This window comes from Bradyrhizobium sp. NBAIM18 (assembly GCF_020193825.1).
Classification (GTDB): Bacteria; Pseudomonadota; Alphaproteobacteria; order Rhizobiales; family Xanthobacteraceae; genus Bradyrhizobium; species Bradyrhizobium yuanmingense.
This window is the reverse complement of the sequence record NZ_JADYVO010000013.1, coordinates 107723-134619: the sequence shown is the minus strand read 5'-3', so window position 1 is coordinate 134619 and position 26897 is coordinate 107723. Positions and strand designations below refer to the sequence as shown.

Below are 26897 nucleotides of genomic sequence, written 5' to 3'. Positions count from 1 at the left end.
CAATCTCGACGATAGTGAAGGATTTCACCAATGGCGCAGAGTGCCGAGCACGTGATCGATCATGTCGAACTGTTCCGCGGTCCAGAATACCAGCAGATGCTGGCCAAGAAGAAGATATTCGAGAACCCTCGCCATCCCGCCGAGGTCGAACGTATCAAGGAATGGACGAAAACCGCCGAATATCGCGAGAAAAACTTCGCGCGAGAGGCGCTAGCGGTAAATCCGGCCAAGGCGTGCCAGCCGCTTGGCGCCGTATTCGCATCTGTTGGCTTTGAGCGCACGTTGCCCTTCGTCCACGGCTCGCAAGGCTGTGTGGCCTATTACCGCAGTCATTTGTCGCGGCACTTCAAGGAGCCTAGCTCCTGTGTCTCTTCGTCAATGACGGAAGACGCTGCCGTATTCGGCGGTCTGAACAACATGATCGACGGGCTCGCGAACAGCTACAACATGTATAAGCCCAAGATGATTGCGGTTTCCACAACCTGCATGGCCGAGGTGATCGGCGATGACCTCAACGCCTTCATCAAGACTTCGAAAGAAAAAGGCTCGGTTCCGGCGAACTTCGACGTGCCGTTCGCCCACACGCCGGCGTTCGTCGGCAGCCACGTCACCGGCTATGACAATGCGCTCAAGGGCATTCTGGAGCATTTTTGGGACGGCAAGGCCGGAACAGCGCCGAAGCTTGAGCGCAAACCGAATGGGGCGATCAACATCATTGGCGGGTTCGATGGCTATACCGTTGGGAACCTTCGCGAGATCAAGCGCATCTTGGAATTGATGGGCATCCGGCATACGGTTCTCGCCGACAATTCGGAAGTCTTTGATACTCCGACCGACGGCGAATTCCGGATGTATGACGGTGGTACGACGCTGGAGGATGCGGCGAACGCGATTCATGCCAAGGCGACTATCTCCATGCAACAGTGGTGCACGGAAAAGACGCTGCCATTCGTGGCGGAGCATGGCCAGGACGTCGTATCCTTCAACTACCCGGTGGGCTTATCTGCAACGGATGACTTCATCGTCGCGCTGTCACGCCTCAGCGGCAAGGAGATTCCCGAGCAACTTGCGCGAGAACGTGGCCGCCTGGTGGACGCCATCGCCGACTCCAGCGCGCATGTTCATGGCAAGAAGTTCGCGATCTATGGCGATCCGGATCTTTGCTATGGGTTGGCTGCGTTTCTGCTCGAACTCGGCGCCGAACCGACCCATGTGCTGTCTACCAACGGCAACAAGGCATGGCAGGAAAAAATGCAGGCGCTGCTTGCAAGCTCGCCATTTGGACAGGGCTGCCAAGCCTATCCCGGCCGAGACCTCTGGCACATGCGCTCACTTCTGTTTACCGAGCCCGTCGATTTTCTGATTGGCAACACCTACGGGAAGTACCTGGAGCGTGATACCGGAACGCCACTGATCCGCATCGGCTTTCCGATTTTTGATCGGCATCATCATCACCGCTCCCCCCTATGGGGCTATCAGGGCGGCGTGAATGTGCTGGTGAAGATCCTGGACAAGATCTTCGACGAGATCGACAAAAACACCAACGTTCTTGGCAAAACGGACTACAGCTTCGACATCATTCGCTGATGAGCGACTGCGCGTGCCATCGCCCAAGCAATGGACGATGGCACGAGCACATGGTCGTTGACTTTGCAATTTGTTCGCCCTGAGAGGAAACAGGATGAGTTCACTAGCGGCCACGGTCCAGAATATCTTCGACGAGCCGGGCTGCGCCAAGAATGGCAGTAAGTCGGAGGCTGAACGCAGGAACGGCTGCACCAAACAGCTGCAGCCGGGTAGTGCTGCCGGGGGCTGTGCTTTCGATGGCGCCAAGGTTGCGCTGCAGCCGTTCACCGACGTGGCTCACTTGGTACATGGTCCGATCGCGTGCGAGGGCAATTCCTGGGACAATCGGGGTGCGGTGTCGTCCGGCTCGGATCTGTGGCGCACCGCATTCACAACCGATTTGAGCGAAACCGATATTGTATTCGGAGGCGAGAAGCGGCTTTGCAAGGCGATCAAGGAGATCATCGACAAGTACGATCCGTGCGCCATCTTCGTTTATCAAACCTGCATCCCGGCGATGATCGGCGACGACATCAACGCAGTCTGCAAGGCGGCATCTCGAAGATTTCTAAAGCCGGTGATCCCGATCAATTCTCCGGGCTTCGTCGGTTCGAAGAACCTCGGCAACAAGCTGGCCGGCGAGGCCTTGCTTGACTATGTGATCGGTACACGAGAACCGGACTACACCACCCCGTACGACATCAATCTGATCGGAGAATACAATCTTTCGGGCGAGCTCTGGCAAGTGAAGCCATTACTAGATGAGCTTGGAGTGCGAATTCTCTGCTGCATCTCAGGCGACGGCAAATATCGCGAAGTCGCTTCATCTCATCGCGCACGGGCGTCGATGTTGGTGTGCTCAAAGTCCATGATCAACGTCGCACGCAAGATGGAGCAACGCTACGGGATTCCATTCTTCGAGGGTTCTTTCTACGGTATTCAAGATTCGAGCGAATCGCTACGGCAGATTGCCCGCTTATTGGTTGAACGCGGCGCCCCGACAGATCTGCTCGGGCGCACCGACGCGTTGATCGCGCGCGAGGAAGCGTGGGCCTGGGGTGCGATCGAGCCGTATAAGCCACGGTTCGAAGGCAAAAAGGCCTTGTTAATGACCGGCGGCGTCAAGTCATGGTCGGTCGTTGCGGCACTCCAGGAAGCCGGGCTTGAGGTAGTCGGCACCAGCGTAAAAAAATCGACCAAGGAAGATAAGGAGCGCATTAAGGAGCTCATGGGGCATGATGCCCACATGATCGAGAATATGACGCCGCGCGAAATGTACGAGATGCTGAAGGGCGCAAAGGCGGACATCATGCTATCAGGCGGAAAGTCGCAGTTCGTCGCGCTGAAAGCGGCGGTGCCTTGGCTCGATATCAACCAGGAGCGTTGCCACGCCTATATGGGCTATGTCGGAATGGTCAAGCTGGTGGAGGAGATCGATAAGTCGCTCTCCAGTCCGATGTGGAAGCAGCTACGTCGACCTGCGCCATGGGAGGCGTTGGCCAAGGCGATGGAGCAGATGCAATCGCCCGCGACCGCGCTCGCCGACCCGGCGCTCGCCGAAAAGTCGCGCCGCGCCAGGAAGATCTGCATGTGCAACAGGGTCGATCTGGGCACGATCGAGGACGCAATCTACGCGCATCGCCTGAGGAGCGTCGAAGCGGTCAGGGAGCATACCAATGCGGTCGGTGGCTGCTGTCAAAGACGTATCGAGGAGATCTTGGTGTCCGAGCCATCTGCCATGCGGCAGGCCGCAGAGTAGGGAGGCGTCATGGCCATCGTCACGACGCCAACAAAAGCCTGCGCTGTCAACCCGCTGAAGATGAGCCAGCCGATCGGCGGCGCATTCGCCTTCATGGGGCTGGGCGGGGCAGTGCCGCTTCTGCACGGCTCCCAGGGGTGCACATCCTTCGGGCTCACGCTCTTTGTCCGGCATTTCAAAGAGGCTGTACCGCTGCAGACCACCGCGATGAGTGAGGTCACGACTGTACTGGGTGGTTATGAGAATCTCGAGCAGGCGATACTGAACATCTACAAGCGAGCTAAGCCAAAGGTCATCGGAATCTGCTCGACTGGTGTCACCGAGACCAACGGCGACGATGTGGATGCCTACCTCAAGCTGATCCGGAGCAAGCATCCGCAACTCGCAAAGTTGCCGCTCGTTTACGTCTCGACACCTGATTTCAAGGGTGCGTTCCAGGACGGCTGGGAGAAGGCTGTCGCGCGCATTGTGGAGGTGCTGGTGGATGGGCCAAATGCCAGTCGCCTGAGGGATCCATCGAGGGTGAATGTTCTGCCGGGATGTCACCTCACGCCCGGCGATCTTGATGAACTCCGTGTCATACTGGAGGATTTCGGGTTGTCTCCGTCCTTCCTCCCTGACCTGGCGGGATCGCTCGATGGGCATATCCCGGATGAGTTTACGCCAACGACCATCGGCGGCATCGGCGTCGGCCAAATTGCGGATATGGGTCGCGCCGGGTGGACGATTGCAATCGGTGCGCAGATGCGGCGAGCTGCAGAGGTCATGCAGGCAAAGACCGGCGTGCCTTTTCGTGTCTTCGAGCGGCTGTGTGGCCTTTGTCCGAATGATGAGTTCATGACGTTTTTGAGTGAGATCAGCGGCCGCCCGATACCCTTGAAATATCGACGCCAGCGCGGTCAGCTCACAGATGCCATGCTGGATGCGCACTTCCATATTGGCGGTCGCAAGCTCGCAATCGGTGCTGAGCCAGACCTTCTGTTTGATTTGTCCGGCATGCTGAACGATATGGGCACGCAGGTGGCCGTTGCCGTGACGACTACTCAGTCGGAGGTGATCGAACGGATCAAGACCAAGGAGGTAATCATTGGCGATCTCGAAGATCTGGAAGGCCTTGCCAAAAAGAACAACTGCGATCTGCTGATCACGCATTCGCATGGAAGGCAAGCGGCGGCGCGGCTGAAGGTGCCGTTCTATCGCGCAGGTTTTCCGATATTCGATCGACTTGGCGCGGGACACCAGCTATCGGTAGGCTACCGTGGTACGCGGAATGTGATCTTCGAAATCGCGAATCTCGTGATCGCGCATCGCGACGAGAACGATCAGCCTACGCCCGATAAGTGGCGGACTGGGCGCGTACTGCCACGATGCGCGGGCCATCGCAGCTCCACCGTCGCGGCTGAGAGGTCGGTTGCATGAAAGTTGCGTTTGCCACTCAGGACCTGAGACGCGTCGATGCTCATTTTGGTTGGGCAAAGAATATCGCAATCTACGATGTCGCTCCTGGCGGGCACGTGTTTGTTAAAGCGATCGAGTTTGATGGCGATCTTAAGGAAGACGGCAGCGATGATAAGTTGGCGCCAAAGATCGAGGCTATCAAGGATTGCGCAATCCTTTACGTCGCTGCCATTGGTGGTGCAGCGGCTGCGCGAGTGGTGGCCAACAAAATCCATCCTATCAAGGTGAGCAAACCAGAAAACATTCTAGTGCTCCTAGAAAAACTCGAGCGGGTGCTGAAGGGCACACCACCTCCCTGGCTGCGCAAGGTCATGGCAAAGGACCAGGGGAGAACGTTCGAGTTTGATGAATGAGGTGATATGACCGCAAAAATAGAGCAGCAGGCCAGCCCGGTCGACGCGCCATTCCTCATCGATTTGGTCAAGATTTGGCGTGCTCAGGATACCAACGGAGCCTGGGAAGGGAAGAGCGATCGTGATCTGCTCGAACCCTATATCCTGAACATGGAGAAGCGGCGCGCATTGCCGATTATCGGTGATCCCGATGCCAAGACACTGTGGCGGCTTGAGCTGTTCTTCAATGCAGTTGCGCTGTCAGTAGAGAGGGAGACCGGCGTTATGATTCAGCCGATTCTGAAGCTGCATCATGAAGGCTTCGGGCGCATAGTGCTCATCGCAGGGCGGTTGGTCGCCGTAAACAAGCAGCTGCGCGACGTGCATCGCTTCGGATTCGACAGTTTCGTCAAGCTGGCTCAGGAGGGGGATAAGTATGTCAGGGATGGAGTTGACCTGATTCGGAAATTCCCTGACGTGGCGAACTATTGAGGATGCACACTCATGAGCGATCGTGAAACACTGAAGGCCGAACTAAGGAAGGTGTCCGCCAAGGCGATTCAGGCCAAGATGGATCTGCACGACCTTTCGGAAGAACTGCCCATCAACTGGACCTCGATCATGGTGGTCGCGCAGAAGGCGTACGATGCTTATGCCGAACTTGAGCGCAAGAGCCTCGCCTTAAAGGCGCTGGAGAATACCTAGAGGGAGCAATGCATGTCGTTTCAAACACGAGACGGACGCGACTGGACGCCACAATACTTGATCACGATCGATGCAAAGAAATGCATCGGCTGTGGCCGCTGTTTCAAGGTGTGCGGTCGAGATGTCATGACCTTGAAAGGAATCAACGAGGAAGGCGAACTTATCGACCTCGACAATGACGAGGACGATGAGATCGAGAAGAAGATCATGGTCCTGAACGATCAGGGTGCCTGCATCGGCTGCGGTGCGTGCGCCAGGGTTTGCCCGGCCGACTGCCAGACCCACGTTTCAGCTGCAGCCGAAGCTGCATGAGCGAAGGCAGCTCTCCGGGGCCTTTAGGAGCAGCAGCTTTAAGAGCAGCAGGCCCGGCTCGGATTGAAGGAGAGCATTTTCAGGAACAGCTGGGCCGCAACGATATCACGTCGTGGTAGGTCTTCAGGTTACTCATCCGCGCGAGAACGCGGGCGATATCTTCCTGGAACATCAAATGCGAGAGGAGGGCGATCATCCGTTGGTCTTGTCACGTCCTGCAAGGAGAGGCATGGAGCCCGTCTAGCGGAACTGGGTGTTGTTCACGTGGGCCGCAACCACTGAGTGCTTGATCCTAACCAGCACCCCGAAGTGTGGACGAGGAACGAGAACGACGTGTGGAAGCGGGTCGACAGGCCTACGAGTTCTTTTAATCGCAGGCACGGTGTCAACCCCGATAGTAAACGTGATCCACTGCCGGGTTCATAGTTCTTTCCGCGGTCGTCTCCACAAGTAGCAGGGACGACTTCAAGATTGCCAACACCTTCGTCCCGGCGGGGACGCTTGTTCAGCCGAAGGCGCATCTGGTGTGGTTTAAGACTGCCTCATCCGGCGCGCATCTCTGGCCGGAACTCAGTGCCATCGGCGGTCAGGAAGAGACGCCAAAGGGTCTTTGGCTAGGCGCGCAGGATGCCCAACTGCCGCTGACCGAGCGTCGCGAGCAGTTTGCGGCGTTGCATTCGCAGGTTGTGTGGCTCGATCCGCCTGCTCGAAACAAGCTCGTGGACCTGCGGCGCGCCGGCCGTTCTCGCTGTACAGCGGCGGATGTCGATCCAGTCCCAATCGACCTTGCCGGCGAGCTGAACCGCGCGTGCTTCATATTGACGATCTGGTCCAGCCTGGCCCGGAACAGATTGCCCGATCCCCGTCGTCCTGTGCTTCTTCGGCCGTATCGCCACATCCGATGCGACGGAATTATGGCTGTCGATTCGACGGATTCCTGAAGATGAAATTCCAAGACTCCGATGCCCGGTGCACCAAGACCGAGCCTTCGCAGATCAGTCCACAACGATGAGATGCGGTTCTAGCTCATTTGCTTAGCCGCTCTTCACTGACGAGGAGTTAGCTTCCTCTCACAAGAGCCGGCGACAGATGCTCAACCTCGGCGCGTCAGCTCGTGGTCAGCTAGACATCTTACCATCCTCGGTAGAGCTCGAGCAACGCGAGCTCTGGACCCCCAAACCGTACCGACAGGAGAGCGATCCGATGTATGGCCGAATTGTTGGCTCATCTAGCCAATCCACAAGCGCTACCCAGGCTGATGAAGCAAGGCATTCAGATGACGAGGGCTTTGCGGAAAGGCTTGCAGGCATGGCGCCCGATGCTGGCCCAAGTTCGTCTCAGGCAGCGACACGGCCGTACTCTGTAACTTCCCAACCTCCGATCAAAGAGATCGACAGTGATGAGTTCGGGGAAGAAGTGAAGGCCTTCTATGGCGACGACATCAAGTACATTGCCGAGCGTCCACTGGAGTACTCGGATTTCATATCCACAAAAGCTGAGCGCGCGGCAAACATTGCTAGAACCTATGGTCACACCGACGAAGACACCGACCAGGCGCGATATTACGCCTATCGCTTGGGTGACAAAACTGTCGGGCTTCTGAGGACAGAAGGCGGACTTCGGGTAGGAGGAAGGCGATTCAGCGCCCAGTTTCCCGGTCGCAACGCGGTCACATCCCAAGTAGATCTTCGGGTTACTCATCCGCTCGTCGAGAACGCTGGCGATATTCTACTTGAACATCAGCTTCGGCAAGACGGCGAACAAGCATTGATAATGTCAAAACCTGCGTTCCCAGGCATCGAGTCCCGTCTGGCTCAGATGGGCTTTGTTCCTGTGAGTGATAAGAATCACTGGGTACTTGATCCTCACCAGCATCCCGACAAGTGGACGCATAACGACGAAGGTAAATGGCAACGTGTAGGCAAACCTGAAGGATATCTTGCCGCCGAGAGTAGTGGTGCTCAGGCGAATATCGAGCGAGCTTCGAGTGAAGGAAGTGATGAGACAGAGTCGTCAGGCGATGACACGTCTTGGTACTTCGAGCGCCTCAATCTAGGCCCGGGGTCGGCTGCCGAATAGTCGCTGTGGACGAGGTCGGGCCTGAAAGCGGTGGCTACTCGAGCTCATTGAGTATGTTGCTGCAGGAATGGCTCGCCACTTCAACACGCGCTTGCGTCAGGCGGCGGGATCGCGCCCAGAGTGCTGCCCGATCAGCGCTGGGCCGCTCGCCGCCAACGCGGCTTAGCCCTCAGCTGCCGCTGGCGCTGCGCAGCCCGGTGCTCCCCCACCGCGGTTGGCTAGGGCGGCGGTCTACCGACCAATCCTGCTTGAGTGGGGCATCTTGATACAGTCGGCGACATCGTCAATGCACCAAAGCAGAGCCCGTAAGAGCGGCGGCGGGCGCTCAAAGAGAACCATGAAGTGATCATGAATCCGATCGAGGATAAGCAACCTGGAAATGATATGGTCTCTCTGCGGGACGGTCAAACTTGGCCACGAGCCTGGTCAAGGACCGCGAAACCCTGCTGGCCTTCTACGACTTCCCTGCCGAGCATTGCGACCAACTGCGAACGACGGATGAGATAGACTAGCGTTTTTCTTCATGGTGAGACGACGATTGCGGCGATCATTCGTCTGCCCGTCCGCATCTGGCGCGGTGTTGTTCGCAAAGACGTCGATTGCCGCTGCGGGCGGACGTCCGATTCGGCGCCAAATAGACTTGGCGCGAATCCCTCTGTTGGCGGCTTGCACCGAGAGCGGTACCTTGTCCACGATATTGACGGTGTTGTGCACCTAGCATCGCGGGTGTCGGGTGCCGGGAAGCCTTCCAGAAGCCGAGCGCGCCGTCGCCGACGGCAATCTCCGGGCCGATCTGCAACCCGCGCTTTGCTTGATGTCAATCAGGAGCTCGCGCCTGATGGAACAGTATTGGTAGTGTCATTCATGGCGTATCGCTCTCCTGGAGAGGTTTTGGCGGCCTTCGACACCCGCCTCGATACGCCGCCTATCTCAGGCCGTCATCACTCACATTTCCGCATAGTCTAGCGAAGCTCGAAGGTTCGGTCATCTCGGGCCAGGCCAATAAGTAAGCCACCTTCTTCGATCGGGAGTCGATAGCCGGGTTCGGCGAGGTAGTTTCTTCGCGATGATATAGGCTGGTGCCGGCGCCTGGGACACGCCGTCCTCGTTCTTGAACGCATACGTGGTCTTCGTTAGGAAGCCGTTTTCAGCGATGATGGTCGCTGAGGGCAACAATGATGGTGGTGCGCCAAAGAGTGCTCAGCCAGGTGAGGATGCGGCGGAAGTTGTGGCCGACGGCGGAGAGGGTGATTGTCGGCGCCGACGGCGCGGCCTTTGAGGTAACAGCGGCCGAGGTGACCATCGGCCTTCAGTTGTCCTATGACGGGTTCGATGGCGGAGGGGCGGCGCAGCTCGCGCTTGATGATGCCGAAGACCCCGTGCTTTTGGCCGGAGATGAAGGCGCGGCGCGGGTGCACCGAAATATCAGGTGCACTGGCGCCCCTCCATCGCCGAGGCACTTCGCGTCCGAGGCGTGGAAAGAATGCAGCTGCAGCCGCGCTGGCGCTGCCGCTGCGCGCGAATTTGCGTGGCCCTTCCAAGCAGAAGGGTGAACGCGTTCTCGAGCGCAGACTGACCTTCGATCTTGCGGCGGATCTCGCGGATGATCCGGCCCAGCCGGCTGCGCAGGATGCGCAACTGGCGGTGATGCCGCTTGAATTGCTTGCAAGGGCGTAGCCGGAAGCCATCATTGCCGCGGTGTTGGTAATACCAAGATAGGACTGCCGGAGCTTGACCCCGGGCTTGCTCGCCAGGCGGCTGATCCCCTTGATCCCCGGGGGCAGCAGCTTGGTCGGTGGGGAAGGTGATGGCCTTCGCTGCACAGTAGTGTCGACCGTGACCCGCCTGAGGTCCTGATTCGATAACGTGCCGTCCTCGTGCGCCACCCGCAGGCTGTTGGCCTGCAACACCTCCAGCTTGTCGGCCGCTTGCGCCAGTGGCTCAGGTCCCCAGCGCTCGTGCGGGGAGGCGTGCTGAAAGAACTCTTCGCCGGTGAAGTACTGGAAACACGTTCTTCGGCCGCATCGCCACCTTCGTGCGACGACGAAATTATGGCTGGCGGCGATTCGACGGAACTGAAAATGAAATTCCAAGGCTCCGATGCCCGGTGCACTAAAACCCCGCAGTTGCAAACCAGTCCACAACGACAAAGTGCGATTCTAACTCGTTCGCTCAGCCGTTCTTCACCGGCGACGAAGTATCTTTCGAAAGCTGAAGGCGGTGGTATCGATACTGAGGGAAGGTTCGAGTCGGATTCCTCAGACGATGAGCCTTCACTTTACTTGGAGCACGCTCTTAGTAGGGAGCTCTTCGTGGAGTAAAGTGGCTGCAACAGCAGCTGCGGGCCGGAAATGACGGACATTTCGCCGTTCCACGCGCGGGCGCAAGGGCTAGCCTAAAAGGGGGCGCACGTTCGCCTCGGGCGCCCCTCGCGGGCGGGGAGCGAGCGTTCACTTTCTGGGAAGGCACTTGCGATGCCGCGATGGATACGGTCGCAGGGCATCGGAACCGGGCCTTCCGCAGCGTGACGATTAGCGAGCAGCAACCAGCCATCGAGTTTAGCAGTCCGGCAAATGGTCCAGAAAGGTTGGAGCGCGAAAGCTGTAGCTGCGCAGCCCGGCATGGAAAGGGCAGCAAGGCTCAATGCTCCTGCGAATTGTTCTGAATTGTGCGTCAACGCCAATGAGGCGGCGAAGCTTGCGGTTGGATTGCCGGAAACACGTTCCGACACTTGTACAGTTCTTGCAGGCTCGATTGCACGCGACTAATGAAGAACGTTTTGCAATAAACGAGCGATGAATGCAGCCAGACGCGATCTATGCGATTTGCGGCTTTAACGACATTCCGAGCCGCCAGGCCATGGGCTTCCATCTTATGGTCGTCGATGATGATGGCAATCACCGACCGTGGTCCATCATTGTGGTGCGCTGGGGCAAAAAGGTACTCGGCTATGTCAATAAATGCCCTCACAACAGCGTCAATTTGGACTGGGAGCGGAACCAATTCCTGGACCCATACGGTGTCCGACTGATGTGCGGCAAGCACGGTTCGACCTTCGAACTCGGCACCGGCCGGTGTGTCGAAGGTCCATGTCAGGGTAGAACGCTCACGCCGATCGCGTTGGCAGTTCTGGATGGTGATATCTGTGTCCTCGGCGTGCGTCTTGTCGAAGACGATGCATCGCCCAACAACTGAAGACCGCCTCAGACCGGGCGGTTCTCGTTGCGGTTTTTCACCGGCTCCATCCTCTTTAGCCCGTCGTCGTAAGAGATCTCCTCATAGGACAGATCGAGATCCTTTGCGGCATCGAGGAGGTAATCAAGCTTACCGCGCGGATCGAGCTTCTTGATGTCGTCCTTGTTCAGCCCGACCAGGTCCATCATCTCCTTCCAAACGGTGGATTCATCGCAGGGTAAGACGTGGAAGTTAGTATCGCCGAACTTCACTCTGTACTTCGCCAGCAAATCGATGTTGTTGCAAAACATGAAGTAGCTTCCGGTTGGGCTCAAGGCGCCGTCAAGGACGGTCGCGACGTCAGCAAGATACGCGAAGGAGTGTAGGTATCCGGCCAGCACCGGAATAGTGCGTTCTCCGTCCTGCGCGATGGTCAGAACCTGCTCGATCGAATAGTCCGGCGGTCGCTTCTCGTCCGCGACCTGAGCCTGGAACTTCAGTGCGACGTCGCCACGAAAGCCGAACCGGCCCGGCTTGGTAGTCGCACCTTTGAGTACGGCGTTGAGCAGGCGGCCCTCCTTCTCAAATCTGCCGAGTGCGGTGTTCTCGATTGCAGTCATTAAATTAGTCCTCGATCTAAGCTCTTCACCGACCCGTTGGTCGGTGCCAGATGCGATGCAAATTGCCTGCCGCCGCAGCGTAGCGGCCCGGCCTAAGAAGAGAGCGCGTGATTGGCTGGCACCGCCTCAAGTAGCTTGTAAGAAACCCGACACCTGTTCCAAAGCCAACGTACGAGGCGCGCATCATTAAGCGTCTGCGCGCTGGCACGTGACTTGCTCTTGGCTATGTTCAAGCTGATGAGGGAAAGACGTGATCAACCTGACCGATAGCGCAGTGAATGCAATCAAGAGTGCGATGTCATCGTCCACGCGCCCGTCCGGCGGTCTGCGCGTCATCATTGAAGCAGGCGGCTGCAATGGATTCAAATACAAGATGGGTCTGGCCGAGGAACCGAAGCCTGACGACACCGTGATCGAATGCGATGGGCTGAAGGTGTTCGTCGATAGCAAGAGCTGCGAGCATCTATTCGGTACGACCATCGATTTCGTCGTGGCGCTGGAGGGCTCTGGATTTACTTTTCACAACCCGAACGCCACCGCGAACTGCTCCTGCGGGAAATCGTTCTGCTGATGAAAAACATTGTCCAGGTGATGAGGAGAAAACATCGAATGCGCCGGTCGAGCCAAAAGAACTGAGGCAATCGTCGTCCATTCCGACAGCGTCGCATTCGCGGCGCGCTCGAAGATATCATGCCTCATTCTGCAACTCCACAGTGGCGACTGGCAGCTGATCGGCATCGATGGCAGCATGTTCATGGCTCGGCTGGCCGGTCCCTGTACGTCGTGTAAGCTTTCGGGGGCGAGCGTGGGAGGTGCGCAGGCGCGGCTGGTGGATAAAATCCGCGGATTTAGTCGGCTAATCCTCGTTGCTGGTACAGGTGGGGCGGTGAATTGAGCAAAGATCGAGTGCCGATTTACCTCGATAACAATGCAACGACGCGGACCGATCCGTCCGTCGTGCAAGCGATGTTGCCGTTCTTCACTGAGAACTTCGGCAATGCCTCTTCGACGCATGCCTTCGGCAACGACGTCGCAGTTGCTGTGAGGCAGGCCCGGCGAAGCCTGAGGGACCTGTTAGGTAACGCGCACGATCATGAAATCGTCTTCACCTCAGGAGGGACCGAAGCCAATAATGCCGCGATCCTCTCTGCGCTGGCGACGCAGGAAGAGCGAGACGAGATTGTCACCACTTCGGTTGAGCACTCCGCTGTACTTGCGCAAACTCAGCAATTGGTGACATGGGGAATCAAGACGCACATAGTACCCGTAGATGATTGCGGGCGGCTCGATATCGAGGCGTTTCGCTGCGCGCTTGGGCCACGCACAGCGATTGCCTCGGTTATGTGGGCCAATAACGAGACCGGAACGATGTTTCCTGTGGAGTTTCTGGCCGGATTGACCCGTGAGGCGGGCGCGCTGTTTCACACAGATGCGGTCCAGGCCATTGGTAAGGTGCGCTTGAACCTAAAGGACAGCGCGATCGACATGCTGTCGCTATCCGCGCACAAACTGCACGGCCCCAAGGGGGTCGGCGCACTATATTTGCGCAAAGGAACTAAATTCCGGCCGCTAATCTGCGGCGGATCACAGGAACGAGGGCGCCGCGGCGGGACCGAGAATGTTCCCGGGATCGTTGGCCTGGGAAAAGCTGCCGACCTTGCGGCGGAGCGGCTTGAACCTGATCGAGTTCGCATTGGCGCTTTGCGCGACCGCCTTGAACACGGAATCTTGCGCAATGGGGAGTGCGTTGTGCTCGGCGATATCAGCAACCGGTTGATGAACACCGCCAATATAGCCTTCGACCATCTCGAAGGCGAAGCCATCGCCCACCATCTCGATCGGGCAGGCATAGCCGTGTCGCTCGGATCAGCATGCGCCGCCGGCTCAATGCAGTCATCGCATGTTCTGACCGCCATGCGGGTGCCGAGATGGCGGATGCGCGGCGCCGTGCGCTTTTCTCTGTCGCGTGAGACCTCCTTCGCGGAGGTCGATGAGGTCGTGTGCGCTGTGTCCGACATTGTGGCTCGCATGCGCGCCATCGCCCGCGTCACAGTTAAGGAGTAGACCTCGTGAAAATCATGATCCGCCGGTCTCCGGAGGGCCTGTCCATCTACGTGCCAAAAAAGGATCTCGAAGAGCCAATCGTGGAATCCGAGTACGAGACGCTATGGGGCGGCTGGATCAAAGTGGCTAATGGTTGGGTGCTCGATTTGCCCGAGATGGCAAGCGACACCCGGTTGCCGATCACAATCAATGCGAAAAAACGGGACGAGACCGGGCACGATCCGTGAAGACACTCCCGCAGATCGACTTTGTCGTTGCTGCGGCTGCGTGGGGCGCTCTCGTTGGTTTGAGGGCCCCGAGCATCGTTCCATATCGTCCTGGCCACGCTGAATGGCGCAGATCCGTTCTGCCGACCACGCCAGACGCATTGGCCGGCTTCTTCGCCAGTAAGTTTGCGCCGCCGCAGCGAGTTACGGGCAATGCGGTCAGCGGCGACCCAGCATATCGAAATTAGCAAACATAGGGCTGTCGCAACGGAATTGATGACGCGGACAATCGCTCGCTCAGTTGAGCCGAGGCGGTTACACTCCATCTTGCGCCCCGTCGCTGGGCGTCCAGCAGGATCCGTGGTAGCCACTACTGGCCTTGTCGAGCCCGGATCCCCCAGCGTGTATCGGGCTTGCGAGAACCGCAACGCGGCAAACGCATTGGATGGAGCCGGGTTCGGGTGAGCTTAGCGCGAGAATGAATGCGCAAGGCATGGAGCTCTGGGTGAGGATGGCGACGTATCTGTCGCTTTGCCAACAAGCTCATCATTGCTGTTGTTGCATGCGCCAGTGCTAACGTTGCGCTGACTCGATGGCCTGCGGCTGCGATTGCATCATTCTGGCCATGGCATGCAAGTTGCTACCCGGCTTCTTGAGGCTCGCTCAAGGATGGTCCTGGGAGGGCGACGATGTCTCCAGGGGAAAAAGCGAATGAACGCGGTCGTCGGACGCGGAACATATGTCAAAGCTGCAGTAAATCACGGCAAGATGATGCAGCCCACCACCGATCAGAAGGGCTGCTGCGCTTCGGCGAAGACCGGGCAGCCGAACTGCGGCTCGAAGGCCGGCCAAGGCGATCTGCCGACCGAAATCTGGGAAAAGGTCAAAAACCATCCCTGCTATAGCGAAGACGCGCACCATCATTACGCTCGCATGCATGTCGCGGTCGCGCCTGCCTGCAACATCCAGTGCAATTACTGCAACCGAAAATACGACTGCGCCAATGAATCGCGTCCGGGCGTGGTGAGCGAGAAGCTGACCCCTGAGCAGGCGGTGAGAAAAGTGCTCGCGGTCGCGACCGCCATTCCGCAGATGACAGTGCTTGGCATCGCTGGACCGGGCGATGCTCTGGCCAATCCAGCAAAGACGTTCGAAACATTCGAGCTGGTCACCAAGGCGGCTCCCGACATCAAGCTGTGTCTGTCCACCAACGGACTCGCACTGCCGGACTATGTTGATACCATCGTCAGGTCCAAGGTTGACCACGTCACCATCACCATCAACATGGTTGATCCCGAAATCGGAGCCAAGATTTATCCGTGGATCTTCTTCAACCACAAGCGATACACGGGAATCGAGGCGGCAAAGATACTCACTGATCGCCAGCTGAAAGGCCTCGAGATGCTTAGCGAACGGGGTATCCTGTGCAAGATAAACTCGGTGATGATCCCCAACATCAATGATGACCACCTGGTCGAGGTCAACAAGGCGGTCACATCGCGCGGTGCCTTCCTTCACAATATCATGCCGCTGATCTCCGCACCCGAGCATGGCACAGCATTTGGCCTCAGCGGTCAGCGCGGCCCGACGGCGCAAGAACTGAAAGCGCTGCAAGATGCTTGCGAAGGACAGATAAACATGATGCGGCATTGTCGCCAGTGCCGCGCCGATGCGGTTGGTCTACTCGGGGACGACCGCAGCCCAGAGTTCACCACTGATCAGGTGATGAAAATGGACGTCCAATATGACTTAGAGATGCGCAAGGCATATCAGCAAAGGGCAGAGAATGAGCGCGTCTCCAAAGCCGAGGCCTGCCAAGAGGAGCTTGAGAAGCTTTCCGGAGAGATGAGCGCGATCACTCTTCTGGTGGCGGTGGCAACCAAGGGCTCGGGGTTGATCGACGAGCACTTTGGGCATGCAAAAGAATTCCAAGTGTACGAGCTTTCTACATCCGGCGCCAAACTCGTTGGCCTACGCCGTGTGGAGGTTTACTGCCAGGGCGGTTATGGCGAGGAAGATAGACTTTCCACCATCGTGCGCGGAATCCGTGACTGCCATGCGGTGTTCGTGGCCAAGATTGGCGGCTGCCCGAAAAGCAATTTGATCAAGGCGGGCATCGAGCCGGTCGATCAATTCGCCCATGAATTCATTGAGAAGTCGGCAATCGCTTGGTTCAGATCTTATCTTGACAAGGTGAAGCGCGGGGAGATCCAGCATGTGGAGCGCGGCGACGCTGCGATTCCGCTGGGAGCTCGGATCTCTGCGGCGTAAGGGGGAATATGTGCCGTTCAAAATCATCGCCTCGCAGTGTACGGGCTGCTCAGCCTGCGAACCCTTATGTCCGAACGTTGCTATATCGGAGAAGGAGGGGCACTTTGTCATTGAAGCGACGAAATGTACCGAATGCGTTGGCCATTATGACGAGCCGCAATGTGTAGCCGCCTGTCCGGTCGACAATACCTGCGTGGTTGACAGGTCCTTGCCTCGCTATCAAGCGCCGGGCTAATGCGTGAGGTCTCATGAGCGGCATGCCAAGACCTGGTGCTGAATCCGTCCCAAGCGTCGCCCTTGGGGCTGGCGACGTCGCAGGCGCCGGCCTTCGCGCCCTTGCGGACGGCGACTGCTCTGTATTGTCCTGCGGTCGTGCTGTTGCGTCGGCAGCACGGCCTGGCGGCATCTCGGCTGTCCGGGCGCGCTTCGTGGTACGAGAGCGGCTTCCGAGGCAACCCTCCCATCGTCGATGTGATTGACGATACGGCGCGTGAGCACGAAATGATGCAGAGTGTTGCCCGCGTGAGCTAGGCGGCTTCTCTGCCTCTGCAGAGGAGCGGCGCATAGGAGGGGTATATGAACAGCATTCTTCGTGACAGCGACATCGTCGAGCTCAGCGACCCACCCGTCTTCAGCTTTGGCCAAAAGCTCCGTGCCAATCGCACCATCCGAAACGATGGCACCTATCCCGGCAAGGAAATTGGTGACGTCTTAGTCAAGAAGGGGGAGGTGGGTTACGTCGTCTCGATCGGCACTTTCTTGCAGCAATTCTACATCTACGGTGTGGAATTTCTGGACAGCGGCCACCGCGTTGGCATGAAACGCAAGGAGCTAGAGCCGGTGGAGACCTGTCAGGAGATTGATGATCTGCCATTACCGGAGGAGACATGACTCAGCAAGGCGTTCCGAAATATCGACGCGGCCAGCGAGTCAAAGCCGCAGTCGACCTCACCAACGACAGCTCATTTCCGAACGCGGAGCCCGAGGGAGTTTTGCTCGCCGCCGGAGCGACCGGAGAAATCATCAAAGTCGCTATCCACACCGAAGCGAACGTGCCGGTCTATATTGTCGATTTTGGTGAGGCGCTGCTCATCGGCTGTCTTGAAGAGGAAATAACAGTGCTTTGAAGGAGGCTTTCGCCATGAATGCTGCGCTGATGAGGAAAGCAAAGACGGAGCTGCTGCCTCACCCAAACGAGCTCGACCGCAAACGAATTGAGCGCGGCTTGAGCGCGCGCAAGCGCTATCTTTACGTCTCGCCGAAAGTGGGGCCGGTGAGGGGCGGCTACCTCGTCGAGAGCCCTTGTTGCTCGCGCAACATCGACACGGATGGCGCTCTCATCGATGTCGCCCTAATTCTTTATGATACCGTGAGCGGGATCTGGAAGCTTTTTCGGAAGAATCATGCCCAAGGAATCTGGGAATTTTACAGCCTTTACCTCCGCTTGCCTTCTGCAATCGACGAATTGAACGCGGATCCTGAGCGTCTGTTCTGGCCATAAGGGACCAGCCTTTTAGTCGAAGAGAAGCCACGATGGCGCTCACAGCGAAAGAATTGATCGAAATCGAACGAACGCTTGCTGCAGATCGCGCCGACATGGGCCCGTTTGTTGGGCCGCGGCGCCGTTTTCCGCAGCTTTCTTGGGGCGGCTGTGATGCGTCAGAGTTATCGGATCAGCCGTTCCGACAATTTTCTCGTCTCGACCTTCTCGATCGACCCGACATCGCTGCGTGCAGATTACGGCCGACCCAATGCGACCGACTAGCGTCCTGTTGGCCAAAAGGAGCGGTGTGCGGCGAGCACTGAATTAGCAGAGTTTCAGCTGGATGGCGCGCACAACTATCATCGCGAGAGATGAGCAAGCGGACCAAGGATACGTGCTTTGTGCATCGTGATCCACAAAAATGCAGGAGCGCGCTGGATGCCACCGGCGACATGTATTCGTCCAGGAAAGGGGGAAGAGAAATGTTCCAGGCGACCGCGGAGAAGGCCTGCTCAATCATAAAAAGTCTCGGCGTCCAAGGCTCGGCTTGAGGCCGGCGCCGAGTGCCCGAAGCCAAGCACGTTATAATCGAGATCGTCGGTCACTTTGGGCCGTGATCGCCAAAATGGGGATCGTATGAACTCGCAAGAAATCGTCATCCACGTCCGCTTCGCCCCGAACGGGAGGGTGATACAAATCAGCGAGCGTCCGGCCAAGCTCACGCCAGACCAATGGTTTGATGTCCTCAATACCCGTGCCAGCTCGGCTTATCGGCCGCTCACTCGGGGCCGCGGGATTTTTCGGCTGAGCCGGACTGCGGTCGATGTCTTCAAGCAGGAAACCGCGAGGCCGAGATGAGCGAACAGAAACCGGCGAGATTTGATGAGCGAATAGGTCCGAGGGTTTTGCGGTCGGTCCGGCCGATGCCATTGAGCTGAACGAGGCCATGGCTCTTAGCCTGTCGGGGACCGCTGATAGAAGCGAGAAGCGAACGACATTGCCCCTACTTGGGCAATCGTTGCGAGGCGCGCCGTCCAAAGCAAAGAATCGTTGCAGCAGCGAACGTTGCGCATCTGGTGTGCAACTTACCTTAAAGAATTTGGATCGTGAATACGCGATGAGTGGATAAACAGATCGAGATGACAGGAGAAGAGGTTGGAATTGATCAGGAGGCGGCTTCGGACGCGTAGGTATTTATCGCTCATCTTTAGCGACGACAACCACTATGGCGCCCGCTCATTGCGCCTTGTTCCGCAAGCGCGGGTGGGAATCATGGGACGTTCAATAGTCGGAGACTGTTGGGCATGATGTGCTCGCACCTCATCCCTTCAGCATTTATCAGAGGATAGGCGCATGAACTCAGAAAAAGAAATGGAGTTCCCTCAGGTTTATCGGCATCATGTCTTTGCCTGCAACACGCAGCGTCCGCCAGGCCATGCCCACGGCAGTTGCGGCGCCTCAGGCGCGCAAGCCCTGTGGGATCGAATGGGCAAGGCGATCGAAGCGCAAGGCCTCAACGATATTGGTTTCACGATGGCGGGCTGCCTTGGATTTTGTAACTCTGGTCCCTTGCTGGTCGTCTATCCCGGTGGAATCTGGTACCGCGTGACCACGCTTGAGGACGTTGACGAGATCGTCAAATCCCACCTCAAGCAGGGCAAACGTGTCGACCGCCTTGTGATGGTGCTCAAGCGAAGTTAGAGGCGTCGTCGCGACCACTTGACCGGACCAGCAAGCATGGACGGCGTGCTCGTCCATGAGCTGCCCGGCCGCTCGGAGCTCGGATCGTCTGAGGTTGACCGTCCAACTCGAGCGCCGGGTCGCTAACAGTAGGTCATTGGCATGGGGCGTGGCGCACCGCCTGTTGTGAGGCCAAATAGGCAAAGTGGCTCCTCTGCAACGCGCGGCGAAGCAGTAATAGGATTATAACGCGCCGATCTGTTCGTGTATCGTCACTTACGTGCCGCGCGATCCGTGGCTCACAGCGATAGCAATGCTACGAATGAATTTCTGCCTCTGGCCAGCTGACGCGTCGATGACGCGTCAGCCGGCTCCCCACTTCAGACGGCGAGGGCAGGAGATGCGCTTGATGCGCTCGCAGCGTCCGAGTTGATCAAACGGAGTCTCCTTTATGACCCTGTTCTGGCCTCAGAACCTGTAAGCGACGCCCCCGCTGACGAGCCATGGATCGATATTGGCGCGCCCGGTGACAGCAATCGCATTGTTTACGGTCGCGGAGTACTCCGGCCGCAGCCACAGCTTCTTCACGTCAAAATTGAGGCCCCAGTGACGGTCAAGCATGTAATCGAAGCCGAATTGGACCGCCGCGCCGAATTGGTTTCTGATGTGTAGATCCGTGACGGCAAGGCCGCCAAGCGACGCATTGGCTGCCGATTGGTTGAAGAATGCAGTGTAGTTGATGCCAGCGCCGATATAGGGCTTGAACTGGCCGAAATCGGTGAAGTGATATTGCAGGGTTAATGTTGGCGGCAACAGCCAGGCGGTGCCGATATCGAGCCCAGTGAGGACGCCATTGCCGCTGATGTGATGGCGAGTCGCTCCGAGAATGAGTTCAGCGGCTACGTTCCTTGTGAAGAAGTAGGTGATATCGAGCTCTGGTATGGCTCGATCGCTGAGCGAAAGCCCTGAACTTGGTGAAGACAGCGATGGCGTCCCGGCAACGTTGACCGAGCTACCTGCGGTATCCGGCAAAACGCCGAGCACGCGCAGGCGGATCATCCAGGGGCTGTCGGGCTCTATTGGAGGCGCTTTATAGTAGACATAGTAGACCGGCGCCGGGCCCAGATCCGCACCTCGTACCGAATTGCTGGCCAACGAGCTCGCAAGCGCGAGGACCGATGCCCTCGCCAGAACTGTTAGTACTCTCATCGAAGTCTCCATTCCAAAACTCGCGCGAGCAGCCGCGCGAGATCTCTGTCACACATGAGGAACGGAGTAGTATTTGATACCAATCAAAATCGAAGCGACCGTTAGCACAATTGTCCCGCTAAGTTGCATTAGGATCACGGCTGCGAAACGTGTTCTGCTTTGATCGTTATTCAATCCAGTAGTCAGTCTAAACGAATCCTTTGAAGAATCTGCCTCTCGGGGTGGCGCTCCGATTTAACGCGGGCCGCCGAGGTCGCGCGTGATAAAGGTAGCAAATGCGGCTACGTCTCTCACATGTTGCAAAGCGGCAAGCGCGGCATTCCAGTGGAATATCGGCGATGCCAACCTACGAGCAACCGCTCGCGCGGGCCCTTTCAGGGAAGCGCTCCGCGGTTACTTGGCGTAAAGCAAGCCGGAAGTGGAAACGTCATTCTTTGCCTCGCCTGATGGCTGGCACTCGGCGTCTTCACGTCTTCGGGCAACGCGTGCGGTGTGCTTCGTGCAAGCAGACCTCGAGATCATCTTGCGTCTTGCCGCCAAGCAGCGACAGCACTGGCGCACGATCGAGTCCGGCACTTCGTGCCCCGTCTACGTCGATCAGCGGTCGTCGTATTAGGAGCGGATCCCCTACCATCAATGCGAGTGCGCTTGCCGCGTCGATAAAATCGGGATTGACTTCGCCTGACTTGATACGAGGCGCGGCTCGGTTGAACTAGGAGTTAACGGGCATATTGCGGAAGAAGCTGCCCAATTCGTCCGCGTGCCATGGCTGCTTCAAGATGTCTTGCACGACCACGTCATGGCCGGCGGACTTGAGCGCTTTAATCTGACGCGCGTTACTGGCGCAGCCGGGCTTCTGATAAACGATGATTGTCGCCACGGCATACCTATGTAGGGATGCTGAGCTGAATCTGTGGCAAGCCGCTGCCGCTGTCGCGAGCCCATTCGAAGTTCTTGCCCGTCAACTCCGATATCTGCGCATCGAGCGCCGTACCGCATTTGCAACACTCGCCGCTGGTCCGCCATGTTCCGAGCCCGTCCGGCATATTCACTCTCCCGAAATCGCTCGGGTTGTGAGAGGAACAGCAAGTTCCGTTCGACAACTGGAGAGATCGGAATAGATCCCGTGATTCCGGCTTTTGGCGTTGATGTTTGTGCTTGTTTGTTTGTTCTCCGACAGCCGCGCAGATCGCGTCACATCCAAGACAACCAATGATCACGCGCCGGCTGGTTGGCTTTTGTAAGCGTAATCAGAAGCTTAATGTGTGGATTCAAGCGCTGGCACGGCTGTTGCTAATGAGCTGCAGCAACACTGAGTGAGGGCTGAGTGCAGGCCGACGCCCACGGCGAGCGATGCGCTCCTTCCCTTGAACCCGTGTGCCCCGCTTCTGTGAGAGAACCAAGCTCGCACAAGAAGTGCGCAACGTTTTTGGCAAATCGGTTGATGGAGAGCAACATGTCTTCACTAAGACAAATCGCGTTCTACGGCAAAGGCGGCATCGGCAAATCCACCACTTCGCAGAACACGCTGGCGGCGCTAGCCGAGATGGGTCAGAAAATCCTGATTGTAGGGTGCGATCCGAAGGCGGACTCGACTCGCCTGATTCTGCACGCCAAGGCGCAAGACACGATTTTGAGCCTTGCCGCGAGCGCCGGCAGCGTGGAGGACCTAGAACTCGAGGACGTAATGAAGGTCGGCTACAGGGAGATTCGTTGCGTGGAGTCCGGTGGTCCTGAGCCAGGTGTCGGCTGTGCCGGCCGCGGTGTCATCACCTCGATCAATTTTCTGGAAGAGAACGGCGCCTACGAGAACATCGACTATGTTTCGTACGACGTGCTTGGCGACGTTGTTTGCGGCGGCTTTGCGATGCCAATCCGCGAGAACAAGGCGCAGGAAATCTATATCGTGATGTCCGGTGAGATGATGGCGATGTATGCCGCGAACAACATTTCCAAGGGCATCCTGAAATACGCGAACTCTGGCGGCGTGCGGCTGGGCGGTCTGATCTGCAACGAGCGGCAGACCGACAAGGAGCTGGAACTGGCGGAAGCGTTGGCAAAGAAGCTGGGTACTCAGCTGATCTACTTCGTGCCCCGCGACAACGTGGTGCAGCATGCAGAACTGCGCAGGATGACGGTTCTCGAATATGCACCCGATTCCAAGCAGGCTGATCACTATCGCAATCTTGCAACCAAGGTTCACAATAATGGCGGCAAAGGCATCATCCCCACCCCGATCTCCATGGACGAGCTCGAGGACATGCTGATGGAGCATGGCATTATGAAGCCCGTGGACGAATCCATCATCGGCAAGACCGCCGCCGAACTCGCGGCCTCGTAAAGGCGCGCGACGGATGCCGGTCTCCCTCACCGCCCATCCCGGGAGGCCGGCATTCTGACGAGCGACCCTGATCAAAACCAGGATGCGGCACGCAAACCTGACCATTGTGGAGACCCGCAAAATTTGTCCGAAGCGCACTTCCTTCCGTTGCTGGCTGCTTGTGCCGTTGATGTCAACACCCAGATGCACAGGGGAATTGCAACCTACCGCATGCTCACCGGTGTGCCGCCTGCAGATGCCGACATTACCATTGACAGCAATCTCGATCGCCATGTCCTGGCGTCTATCCTGGCGGCTGCCACAATGGATGGTGGCTCCCTTCCCGAGAAGGCTGGCCTGTCCGGCCTTGAACTGGTGGCCTTGCTGGAGCAGTACTTTCCCACGCTTGAGATCAAGCTCGCGAAGCAGCTTTCGGCTTGCAAGTGCGAAGAGGACGACGAGATCGCAATGCTGCGCGATCTCTTGCTCAAGCAACGATCGACGGAAGGGGATATCGGCCGCTGGCTGGCTGCGATGATCGCGCGCCGCGCGATAGAGCCGGACCATCTGTGGGAAGCTCTCGGCTTGCGCAATCGTGGCGAACTCTCTCGGTTGCTGAGCCGTCATTTCGCGCCGCTCGCCGCGCGCAATTTCAACAATATGCGCTGGAAGCGCTTCTTCTACCGCATGCTTTGTGAGAATGAAGGCCTCGTGATGTGCACAACACCCGTGTGCAATCAATGTCATGACTTCAACATCTGCTTCGGTGAAGAAAGCGGTGAGAGCCGGATGGCCGAGCGCCGGCGCGATCTTCTGTTGCAGGCGGCTCGGCCGGTGGTTGCCGGCGACTGGCCGCCTGAACTGCAACAAAGGTCCGCTATCGCCCAGTCATCCGAGAAAGCCTCGCCGGGTTTGGTAAGCCGCGCGGGACGTTGAGGGCGCGGCTGACGCCGTTTCCATGCGAGCGAGTGACCATGTGTTCAAGGCCGCGGCGGCCCCCAAGTGCTCCGCGACAATTCTCACATCCTGGCGAGCCGCAATTGCTAACGTTCGAACTCGGCGTAGCAACAGGCAAGGCGTCCGCTTGATGACCTGTCGCATTTGCGACAATTCATTTGCTCAAGAAGGTCGAGGACGGAAGCGGTAGAGTCGTCAATGGATTGGCCCGGGACGGCAGGCTGGCATGCTGGTTGCTGAAGCGTAGGTAGGTCAAACAATGAGGAGCTCTCGCGTGATCGCCGCCAGCACCGCCGCCAAATCGTCTCGGTATGACCAGGTGCGCGCCAAGCCCACCGTGCTCAACGACACGACATTGCGCGACGGCGAGCAGGCACCTGGCGTTGCGTTTACCACAGACGAAAAGCTGGCGATCGCGCAGGCGCTAGCGCGGGTCGGAGTCACGGAGATCGAGGCGGGAACGCCGGCGATGGGCAACGAGGAGATCGCCGCCATCCGCGCCATTGTCGAAGCAGATCTTCCGCTGACCACCATAGGCTGGTGCCGGATGCGGGAATCTGATGTCGACGCGGCGATCGAAGCAAAGGTGTCCATGATCAATATGTCCGTCCCGACCTCCGATGTCCAGATCGCGGCCAAGCTAGGTGGTCATCGCGACCTGGCGCTAGAACGGGTGAAGCGAGTGGTAGGCTATGCCCGTGAGCGCGGACTTGAGGTCGCCGTCGGTGGTGAGGACTCCTCCCGCGCCGACATTGATTTTCTCATTAGACTGATGGCGACTGCAAAAGCCGCGGGCGCGCGTCGCTTTCGTATTGCAGATACGCTCAGTGTGCTCGATCCCGACGCAACCTACGCGCTGGTCGGAAATTTGCGTGCGACTACCGATCTCGAACTCGAATTTCACGGTCACGATGATCTAGGACTCGCAACCGCGAACACGCTCTCCGCCATCAGGGCTGGCGCGAGCCACGCCTCAGTGACCGTCATCGGGCTGGGCGAGCGGGCCGGAAATGCACCGCTCGAGGAAATCGCGGTCGCACTCAAGCAGCTCTACGGGCGCGAGACTGGCATCATACTCCCGGAGCTCGAGAACGTCGCCACGGTGGTAGCAGCCGCGGCCGCACGTGCGATTCCTATGAACAAGGCGATCGTCGGACAGCATGTATTTACGCACGAATCCGGCATTCATGTCGCTGGCCGTTTGAAGGATCAACGCACCTATCAATCGCTCGATCCCGTTTTGCTTGGCCGCTGCAACCGCTTTGTGTTCGGCAAGCATTCCGGACTTGCGGCGATCACCGCGATACTCGATGAACTGCAGCTCGTCGCCAGCGACGATCAAGCCAGGCAGATCCTGTCGCAAGTCCGCAAATATGCCATCGAGCACAAGCTGCCGGTCGAGCGCGAAACCGTGGCGGCGATCTGGCGCGACGTGTGCGGATGCTTGGCACCCCACCCCGCGTGAAAAGCCGTGTCCAGCAACGTTTGCGTCGACCCTTGGCAAACCGACGCGCCGCAAGGACAGTGTGCGATGTCGCTGATGGCACGAGCGGCGTCCAGCTCTCGCACGTCAGATCCCCTGGCGCGATCTCACGTCCAGATCTTACTTCCCGTTCCGCCATACATGCTGTGATCTCCTACCCAATGACGAGCTGTCCCCGGACTGCCAATCGGCATCTTCTCGCCCGGCTGATTTCCGGCCCGACGACCGTCCTGACGAGCGCCAAGCTAGATCGTGATTTGGCCATTGATCCCGGATCTTCATCGCAACTGGCTTCGTCACCGGCGGACCTGCCGATCTGGGCAGCGAAGTTGGGAGCACCGCTTTCCGGAGTCAGGCTGTGGCGATGCGCACCAGCTGTGCGAGGCAGGACGGCAGCAGTCAACACGCGCCCCCCATCTCATTGACCGTCCAGAGCTAATCCGAAGGAGAATTTTCGATGATCAGCTCATCCACGCCAGCCGGTATCCTGGATCGGCTCAGCAAGGCCTCGTCGGCAGAGGATTTTTTCTCGCTGCTTGGCGTCGATTACGACCCCAAAATCGTAAATGTCGCGCGCCTTCACATCTTAAAGCGCATGGGACAATATTTTGCCGAAGAGCAATTTACTGGCGCCGAAGAGCCGGAAATCAGAGCGAGGTGCAAGGCGATGCTGGAGCAAGCCTATGCAGATTTCGTGGCATCGTCACCGATCGATCAGCGAGTGTTCAAGGTTTTGAAGGATGCCGTCGCGGACCGTAAGAAGGCCGCGGCCTTTGTCCCGTTGAGCGAGTTGAAGTGATCTAGCGTTTCACTGTAAGCGAATTACGACCGGCCGGCGCCGAGGCAATCCGATATTGGGGCCTTCTCTTTGTGCTCAAGTATCTGCAGCCATCACCGGAGCGGCGGCTGTCGTATTCCCGACCCATGTCTGGACTGGTCGTGTCGACGGTATCAGCGGTTGTTTGAATTGTGTCGCAGGCCATTACTTCCGACTGGCTTTAAATGGTCTTTGCAACTGGTACGACACTTGCTGTTGTCCTGTCAGCGGTGCCGACAGATAGCAGTCGACCGCGATGAGTTTGAAGGAGGACCTATGATGCTGTTTTTACTACCTGCTGAGACCTGCGCTAGCATTTCGAGGCCCATAATCGCGTTAGCTCCCCTCGAAACCGGTTTTGACGCGATCAAAGCTCCGTAACGTCCGTGAGATGCTGGTCAA

26 protein-coding genes and 2 pseudogenes are annotated in these 26897 nt (G+C 57.9%); 23 read left to right on the top strand and 5 right to left on the bottom strand.

Annotated features, from left to right (window positions below):
- Positions 1–30: 30 nt before the first annotated feature.
- The 7 genes from nifK to fdxB all read left to right on the top strand — a co-directional run bounded on the left by nifK (position 31) and on the right by fdxB (position 6132).
- Positions 31–1587: a nitrogenase molybdenum-iron protein subunit beta gene (gene nifK / locus I6F17_RS25580; RefSeq protein WP_225124660.1), complete on the top strand. Its 1557-nt coding sequence runs from the start codon at positions 31–33 to the stop codon at positions 1585–1587.
- 94 nt (positions 1588–1681) lie between these two features.
- On the top strand, positions 1682–3325 hold the full coding sequence (gene nifE / locus I6F17_RS25575; protein WP_225124659.1) for a nitrogenase iron-molybdenum cofactor biosynthesis protein NifE: 1644 nt from the start codon (positions 1682–1684) through the stop codon (positions 3323–3325).
- A gap of 9 nt (positions 3326–3334) precedes the next feature.
- Complete coding sequence (gene nifN / locus I6F17_RS25570; protein ID WP_225124658.1) at positions 3335–4744, top strand: nitrogenase iron-molybdenum cofactor biosynthesis protein NifN; 1410 nt, start codon at positions 3335–3337, stop codon at positions 4742–4744.
- A complete protein-coding gene (gene nifX, locus I6F17_RS25565) occupies positions 4741–5136 on the top strand; it encodes a nitrogen fixation protein NifX (RefSeq protein ID WP_036014919.1) in 396 nt (131 codons plus the stop codon). Before nifN ends, nifX begins: the two co-directional genes overlap by 4 nt.
- A 6-nt stretch (positions 5137–5142) precedes the next feature.
- On the top strand, positions 5143–5607 hold the full coding sequence (locus I6F17_RS25560; RefSeq protein WP_225124657.1) for a NifX-associated nitrogen fixation protein: 465 nt from the start codon (positions 5143–5145) through the stop codon (positions 5605–5607).
- Between the two features lie 12 nt (positions 5608–5619).
- On the top strand, positions 5620–5820 hold the full coding sequence (locus I6F17_RS25555) for a CCE_0567 family metalloprotein (protein ID WP_036014914.1): 201 nt from the start codon (positions 5620–5622) through the stop codon (positions 5818–5820).
- A gap of 12 nt (positions 5821–5832) precedes the next feature.
- Positions 5833–6132, top strand: coding sequence for a ferredoxin III, nif-specific (gene fdxB / locus I6F17_RS25550; RefSeq protein WP_036014911.1), 300 nt, complete (start codon positions 5833–5835; stop codon positions 6130–6132).
- Positions 6133–6867: 735 nt separating this feature from the next.
- Here fdxB and I6F17_RS25545 read toward each other — a convergent pair.
- Positions 6868–7022 (bottom strand): annotated as a pseudogene (locus tag I6F17_RS25545) (IS5/IS1182 family transposase); the annotation flags it as partial.
- 199 nt (positions 7023–7221) lie between these two features.
- On the opposite strand from I6F17_RS25545, the gene I6F17_RS25540 reads away from it, so the two are divergent.
- Positions 7222–8211 (top strand): host specificity protein, encoded by a 990-nt coding sequence (locus I6F17_RS25540; RefSeq protein ID WP_225124656.1) that lies wholly within the window; start codon positions 7222–7224, stop codon positions 8209–8211.
- Between the two features lie 1204 nt (positions 8212–9415).
- On the opposite strand, the pseudogene I6F17_RS25535 reads toward I6F17_RS25540, so the two are convergent.
- Positions 9416–10217, bottom strand: a pseudogene (locus I6F17_RS25535) (IS5/IS1182 family transposase); the annotation flags it as partial.
- Between the two features lie 793 nt (positions 10218–11010).
- Between I6F17_RS25535 and I6F17_RS25530 the strand changes: the two are divergent.
- Entirely contained in the window at positions 11011–11406 is a 396-nt protein-coding gene (locus I6F17_RS25530) for a Rieske 2Fe-2S domain-containing protein (RefSeq protein ID WP_225124655.1), read from the top strand.
- Positions 11407–11414: 8 nt separating this feature from the next.
- Here I6F17_RS25530 and I6F17_RS25525 read toward each other — a convergent pair whose 3' ends face one another.
- Positions 11415–12005 (bottom strand): hypothetical protein, encoded by a 591-nt coding sequence (locus tag I6F17_RS25525; protein WP_225124654.1) that lies wholly within the window; start codon positions 12003–12005, stop codon positions 11415–11417.
- 250 nt (positions 12006–12255) lie between these two features.
- On the opposite strand from I6F17_RS25525, the gene I6F17_RS25520 reads away from it, so the two are divergent.
- The 10 genes from I6F17_RS25520 (at position 12256) to I6F17_RS25470 (ending at position 19730) form a co-directional block, all read left to right on the top strand.
- Positions 12256–12576 carry an iron-sulfur cluster assembly accessory protein gene (locus tag I6F17_RS25520; RefSeq protein WP_225124653.1) on the top strand — a complete coding sequence of 107 codons (321 nt, stop codon included), beginning with the start codon at positions 12256–12258 and terminating at the stop codon, positions 12574–12576.
- Positions 12577–12896: 320 nt separating this feature from the next.
- The gene (gene nifS / locus I6F17_RS25515) at positions 12897–14069 is read left to right on the top strand and encodes a cysteine desulfurase NifS (protein WP_225124652.1); all 1173 of its coding nucleotides are present in this window, start codon (positions 12897–12899) and stop codon (positions 14067–14069) included.
- A gap of 5 nt (positions 14070–14074) precedes the next feature.
- Entirely contained in the window at positions 14075–14296 is a 222-nt protein-coding gene (gene nifT / locus I6F17_RS25510) for a putative nitrogen fixation protein NifT (RefSeq protein ID WP_036014895.1), read from the top strand.
- A gap of 690 nt (positions 14297–14986) precedes the next feature.
- Positions 14987–16546, top strand: a complete 1560-nt coding sequence (gene nifB / locus I6F17_RS25505; protein ID WP_225124651.1) for a nitrogenase cofactor biosynthesis protein NifB — start codon at positions 14987–14989, stop codon at positions 16544–16546.
- 10 nt (positions 16547–16556) lie between these two features.
- On the top strand, positions 16557–16781 hold the full coding sequence (locus tag I6F17_RS25500; protein ID WP_225124650.1) for a 4Fe-4S binding protein: 225 nt from the start codon (positions 16557–16559) through the stop codon (positions 16779–16781).
- Between the two features lie 341 nt (positions 16782–17122).
- Complete coding sequence (locus tag I6F17_RS25495; protein ID WP_036014887.1) at positions 17123–17437, top strand: nitrogen fixation protein NifZ; 315 nt, start codon at positions 17123–17125, stop codon at positions 17435–17437.
- The gene (locus tag I6F17_RS25490; protein ID WP_036014885.1) at positions 17434–17673 is read left to right on the top strand and encodes a nitrogen fixation protein NifZ; all 240 of its coding nucleotides are present in this window, start codon (positions 17434–17436) and stop codon (positions 17671–17673) included. Before I6F17_RS25495 ends, I6F17_RS25490 begins: the two co-directional genes overlap by 4 nt.
- Before the next feature lie 14 nt (positions 17674–17687).
- The gene (locus I6F17_RS25485; protein WP_050991954.1) at positions 17688–18047 is read left to right on the top strand and encodes a DUF3024 domain-containing protein; all 360 of its coding nucleotides are present in this window, start codon (positions 17688–17690) and stop codon (positions 18045–18047) included.
- A gap of 75 nt (positions 18048–18122) precedes the next feature.
- Positions 18123–18311, top strand: a complete 189-nt coding sequence (locus I6F17_RS25480; RefSeq protein ID WP_225124649.1) for a hypothetical protein — start codon at positions 18123–18125, stop codon at positions 18309–18311.
- Between the two features lie 1071 nt (positions 18312–19382).
- Positions 19383–19730 carry a (2Fe-2S) ferredoxin domain-containing protein gene (locus I6F17_RS25470; RefSeq protein ID WP_225124648.1) on the top strand — a complete coding sequence of 116 codons (348 nt, stop codon included), beginning with the start codon at positions 19383–19385 and terminating at the stop codon, positions 19728–19730.
- Positions 19731–20177: 447 nt separating this feature from the next.
- On the opposite strand, the gene I6F17_RS25465 is transcribed toward I6F17_RS25470, so the two are convergent.
- Complete coding sequence (locus I6F17_RS25465; protein WP_081493866.1) at positions 20178–20930, bottom strand: OmpW family outer membrane protein; 753 nt, start codon at positions 20928–20930, stop codon at positions 20178–20180.
- Between the two features lie 700 nt (positions 20931–21630).
- The gene (locus I6F17_RS37965) at positions 21631–21798 is read right to left on the bottom strand and encodes a hypothetical protein (protein ID WP_338129091.1); all 168 of its coding nucleotides are present in this window, start codon (positions 21796–21798) and stop codon (positions 21631–21633) included.
- A 576-nt stretch (positions 21799–22374) separates the two neighbouring features.
- Between I6F17_RS37965 and nifH the strand changes: the two genes are divergently transcribed.
- The 4 genes from nifH to nifW all read left to right on the top strand — a co-directional run bounded on the left by nifH (position 22375) and on the right by nifW (position 26477).
- Entirely contained in the window at positions 22375–23259 is an 885-nt protein-coding gene (gene nifH / locus I6F17_RS25455; RefSeq protein ID WP_036014954.1) for a nitrogenase iron protein, read from the top strand.
- Positions 23260–23382: 123 nt separating this feature from the next.
- The gene (locus I6F17_RS25450; RefSeq protein ID WP_225124647.1) at positions 23383–24174 is read left to right on the top strand and encodes a nitrogen fixation protein NifQ; all 792 of its coding nucleotides are present in this window, start codon (positions 23383–23385) and stop codon (positions 24172–24174) included.
- A gap of 298 nt (positions 24175–24472) precedes the next feature.
- Positions 24473–25660, top strand: a complete 1188-nt coding sequence (gene nifV, locus I6F17_RS25445; protein ID WP_225124706.1) for a homocitrate synthase — start codon at positions 24473–24475, stop codon at positions 25658–25660.
- A gap of 475 nt (positions 25661–26135) precedes the next feature.
- Positions 26136–26477 carry a nitrogenase stabilizing/protective protein NifW gene (gene nifW / locus I6F17_RS25440; protein ID WP_036014872.1) on the top strand — a complete coding sequence of 114 codons (342 nt, stop codon included), beginning with the start codon at positions 26136–26138 and terminating at the stop codon, positions 26475–26477.
- Positions 26478–26897: the final 420 nt, after the last annotated feature.

Excerpts from the sequence above, each read along its gene's own strand:
- nifK (WP_225124660.1), top strand. The coding sequence starts at position 31 with ATGGCGCAGAGTGCCGAGCACGTGATCGATCATGTCGAACTGTTCCGC.
- nifE (WP_225124659.1), top strand. The coding sequence starts at position 1,682 with ATGAGTTCACTAGCGGCCACGGTCCAGAATATCTTCGACGAGCCGGGC.
- nifN (WP_225124658.1), top strand. The coding sequence starts at position 3,335 with ATGGCCATCGTCACGACGCCAACAAAAGCCTGCGCTGTCAACCCGCTG.
- nifX (WP_036014919.1), top strand. The coding sequence starts at position 4,741 with ATGAAAGTTGCGTTTGCCACTCAGGACCTGAGACGCGTCGATGCTCAT.
- I6F17_RS25560 (WP_225124657.1), top strand. The coding sequence starts at position 5,143 with ATGACCGCAAAAATAGAGCAGCAGGCCAGCCCGGTCGACGCGCCATTC.
- I6F17_RS25555 (WP_036014914.1), top strand. The coding sequence starts at position 5,620 with ATGAGCGATCGTGAAACACTGAAGGCCGAACTAAGGAAGGTGTCCGCC.
- fdxB (WP_036014911.1), top strand. The coding sequence starts at position 5,833 with ATGTCGTTTCAAACACGAGACGGACGCGACTGGACGCCACAATACTTG.
- I6F17_RS25540 (WP_225124656.1), top strand. The coding sequence starts at position 7,222 with ATGCTCAACCTCGGCGCGTCAGCTCGTGGTCAGCTAGACATCTTACCA.
- I6F17_RS25530 (WP_225124655.1), top strand. The coding sequence starts at position 11,011 with ATGCAGCCAGACGCGATCTATGCGATTTGCGGCTTTAACGACATTCCG.
- I6F17_RS25525 (WP_225124654.1), bottom strand. The coding sequence starts at position 12,005 with ATGACTGCAATCGAGAACACCGCACTCGGCAGATTTGAGAAGGAGGGC.
- nifB (WP_225124651.1), top strand. The coding sequence starts at position 14,987 with ATGAACGCGGTCGTCGGACGCGGAACATATGTCAAAGCTGCAGTAAAT.
- I6F17_RS25495 (WP_036014887.1), top strand. The coding sequence starts at position 17,123 with ATGAACAGCATTCTTCGTGACAGCGACATCGTCGAGCTCAGCGACCCA.
- I6F17_RS25490 (WP_036014885.1), top strand. The coding sequence starts at position 17,434 with ATGACTCAGCAAGGCGTTCCGAAATATCGACGCGGCCAGCGAGTCAAA.
- I6F17_RS25485 (WP_050991954.1), top strand. The coding sequence starts at position 17,688 with ATGAATGCTGCGCTGATGAGGAAAGCAAAGACGGAGCTGCTGCCTCAC.
- I6F17_RS25470 (WP_225124648.1), top strand. The coding sequence starts at position 19,383 with ATGAACTCAGAAAAAGAAATGGAGTTCCCTCAGGTTTATCGGCATCAT.
- I6F17_RS25465 (WP_081493866.1), bottom strand. The coding sequence starts at position 20,930 with ATGGAGACTTCGATGAGAGTACTAACAGTTCTGGCGAGGGCATCGGTC.
- nifH (WP_036014954.1), top strand. The coding sequence starts at position 22,375 with ATGTCTTCACTAAGACAAATCGCGTTCTACGGCAAAGGCGGCATCGGC.
- nifW (WP_036014872.1), top strand. The coding sequence starts at position 26,136 with ATGATCAGCTCATCCACGCCAGCCGGTATCCTGGATCGGCTCAGCAAG.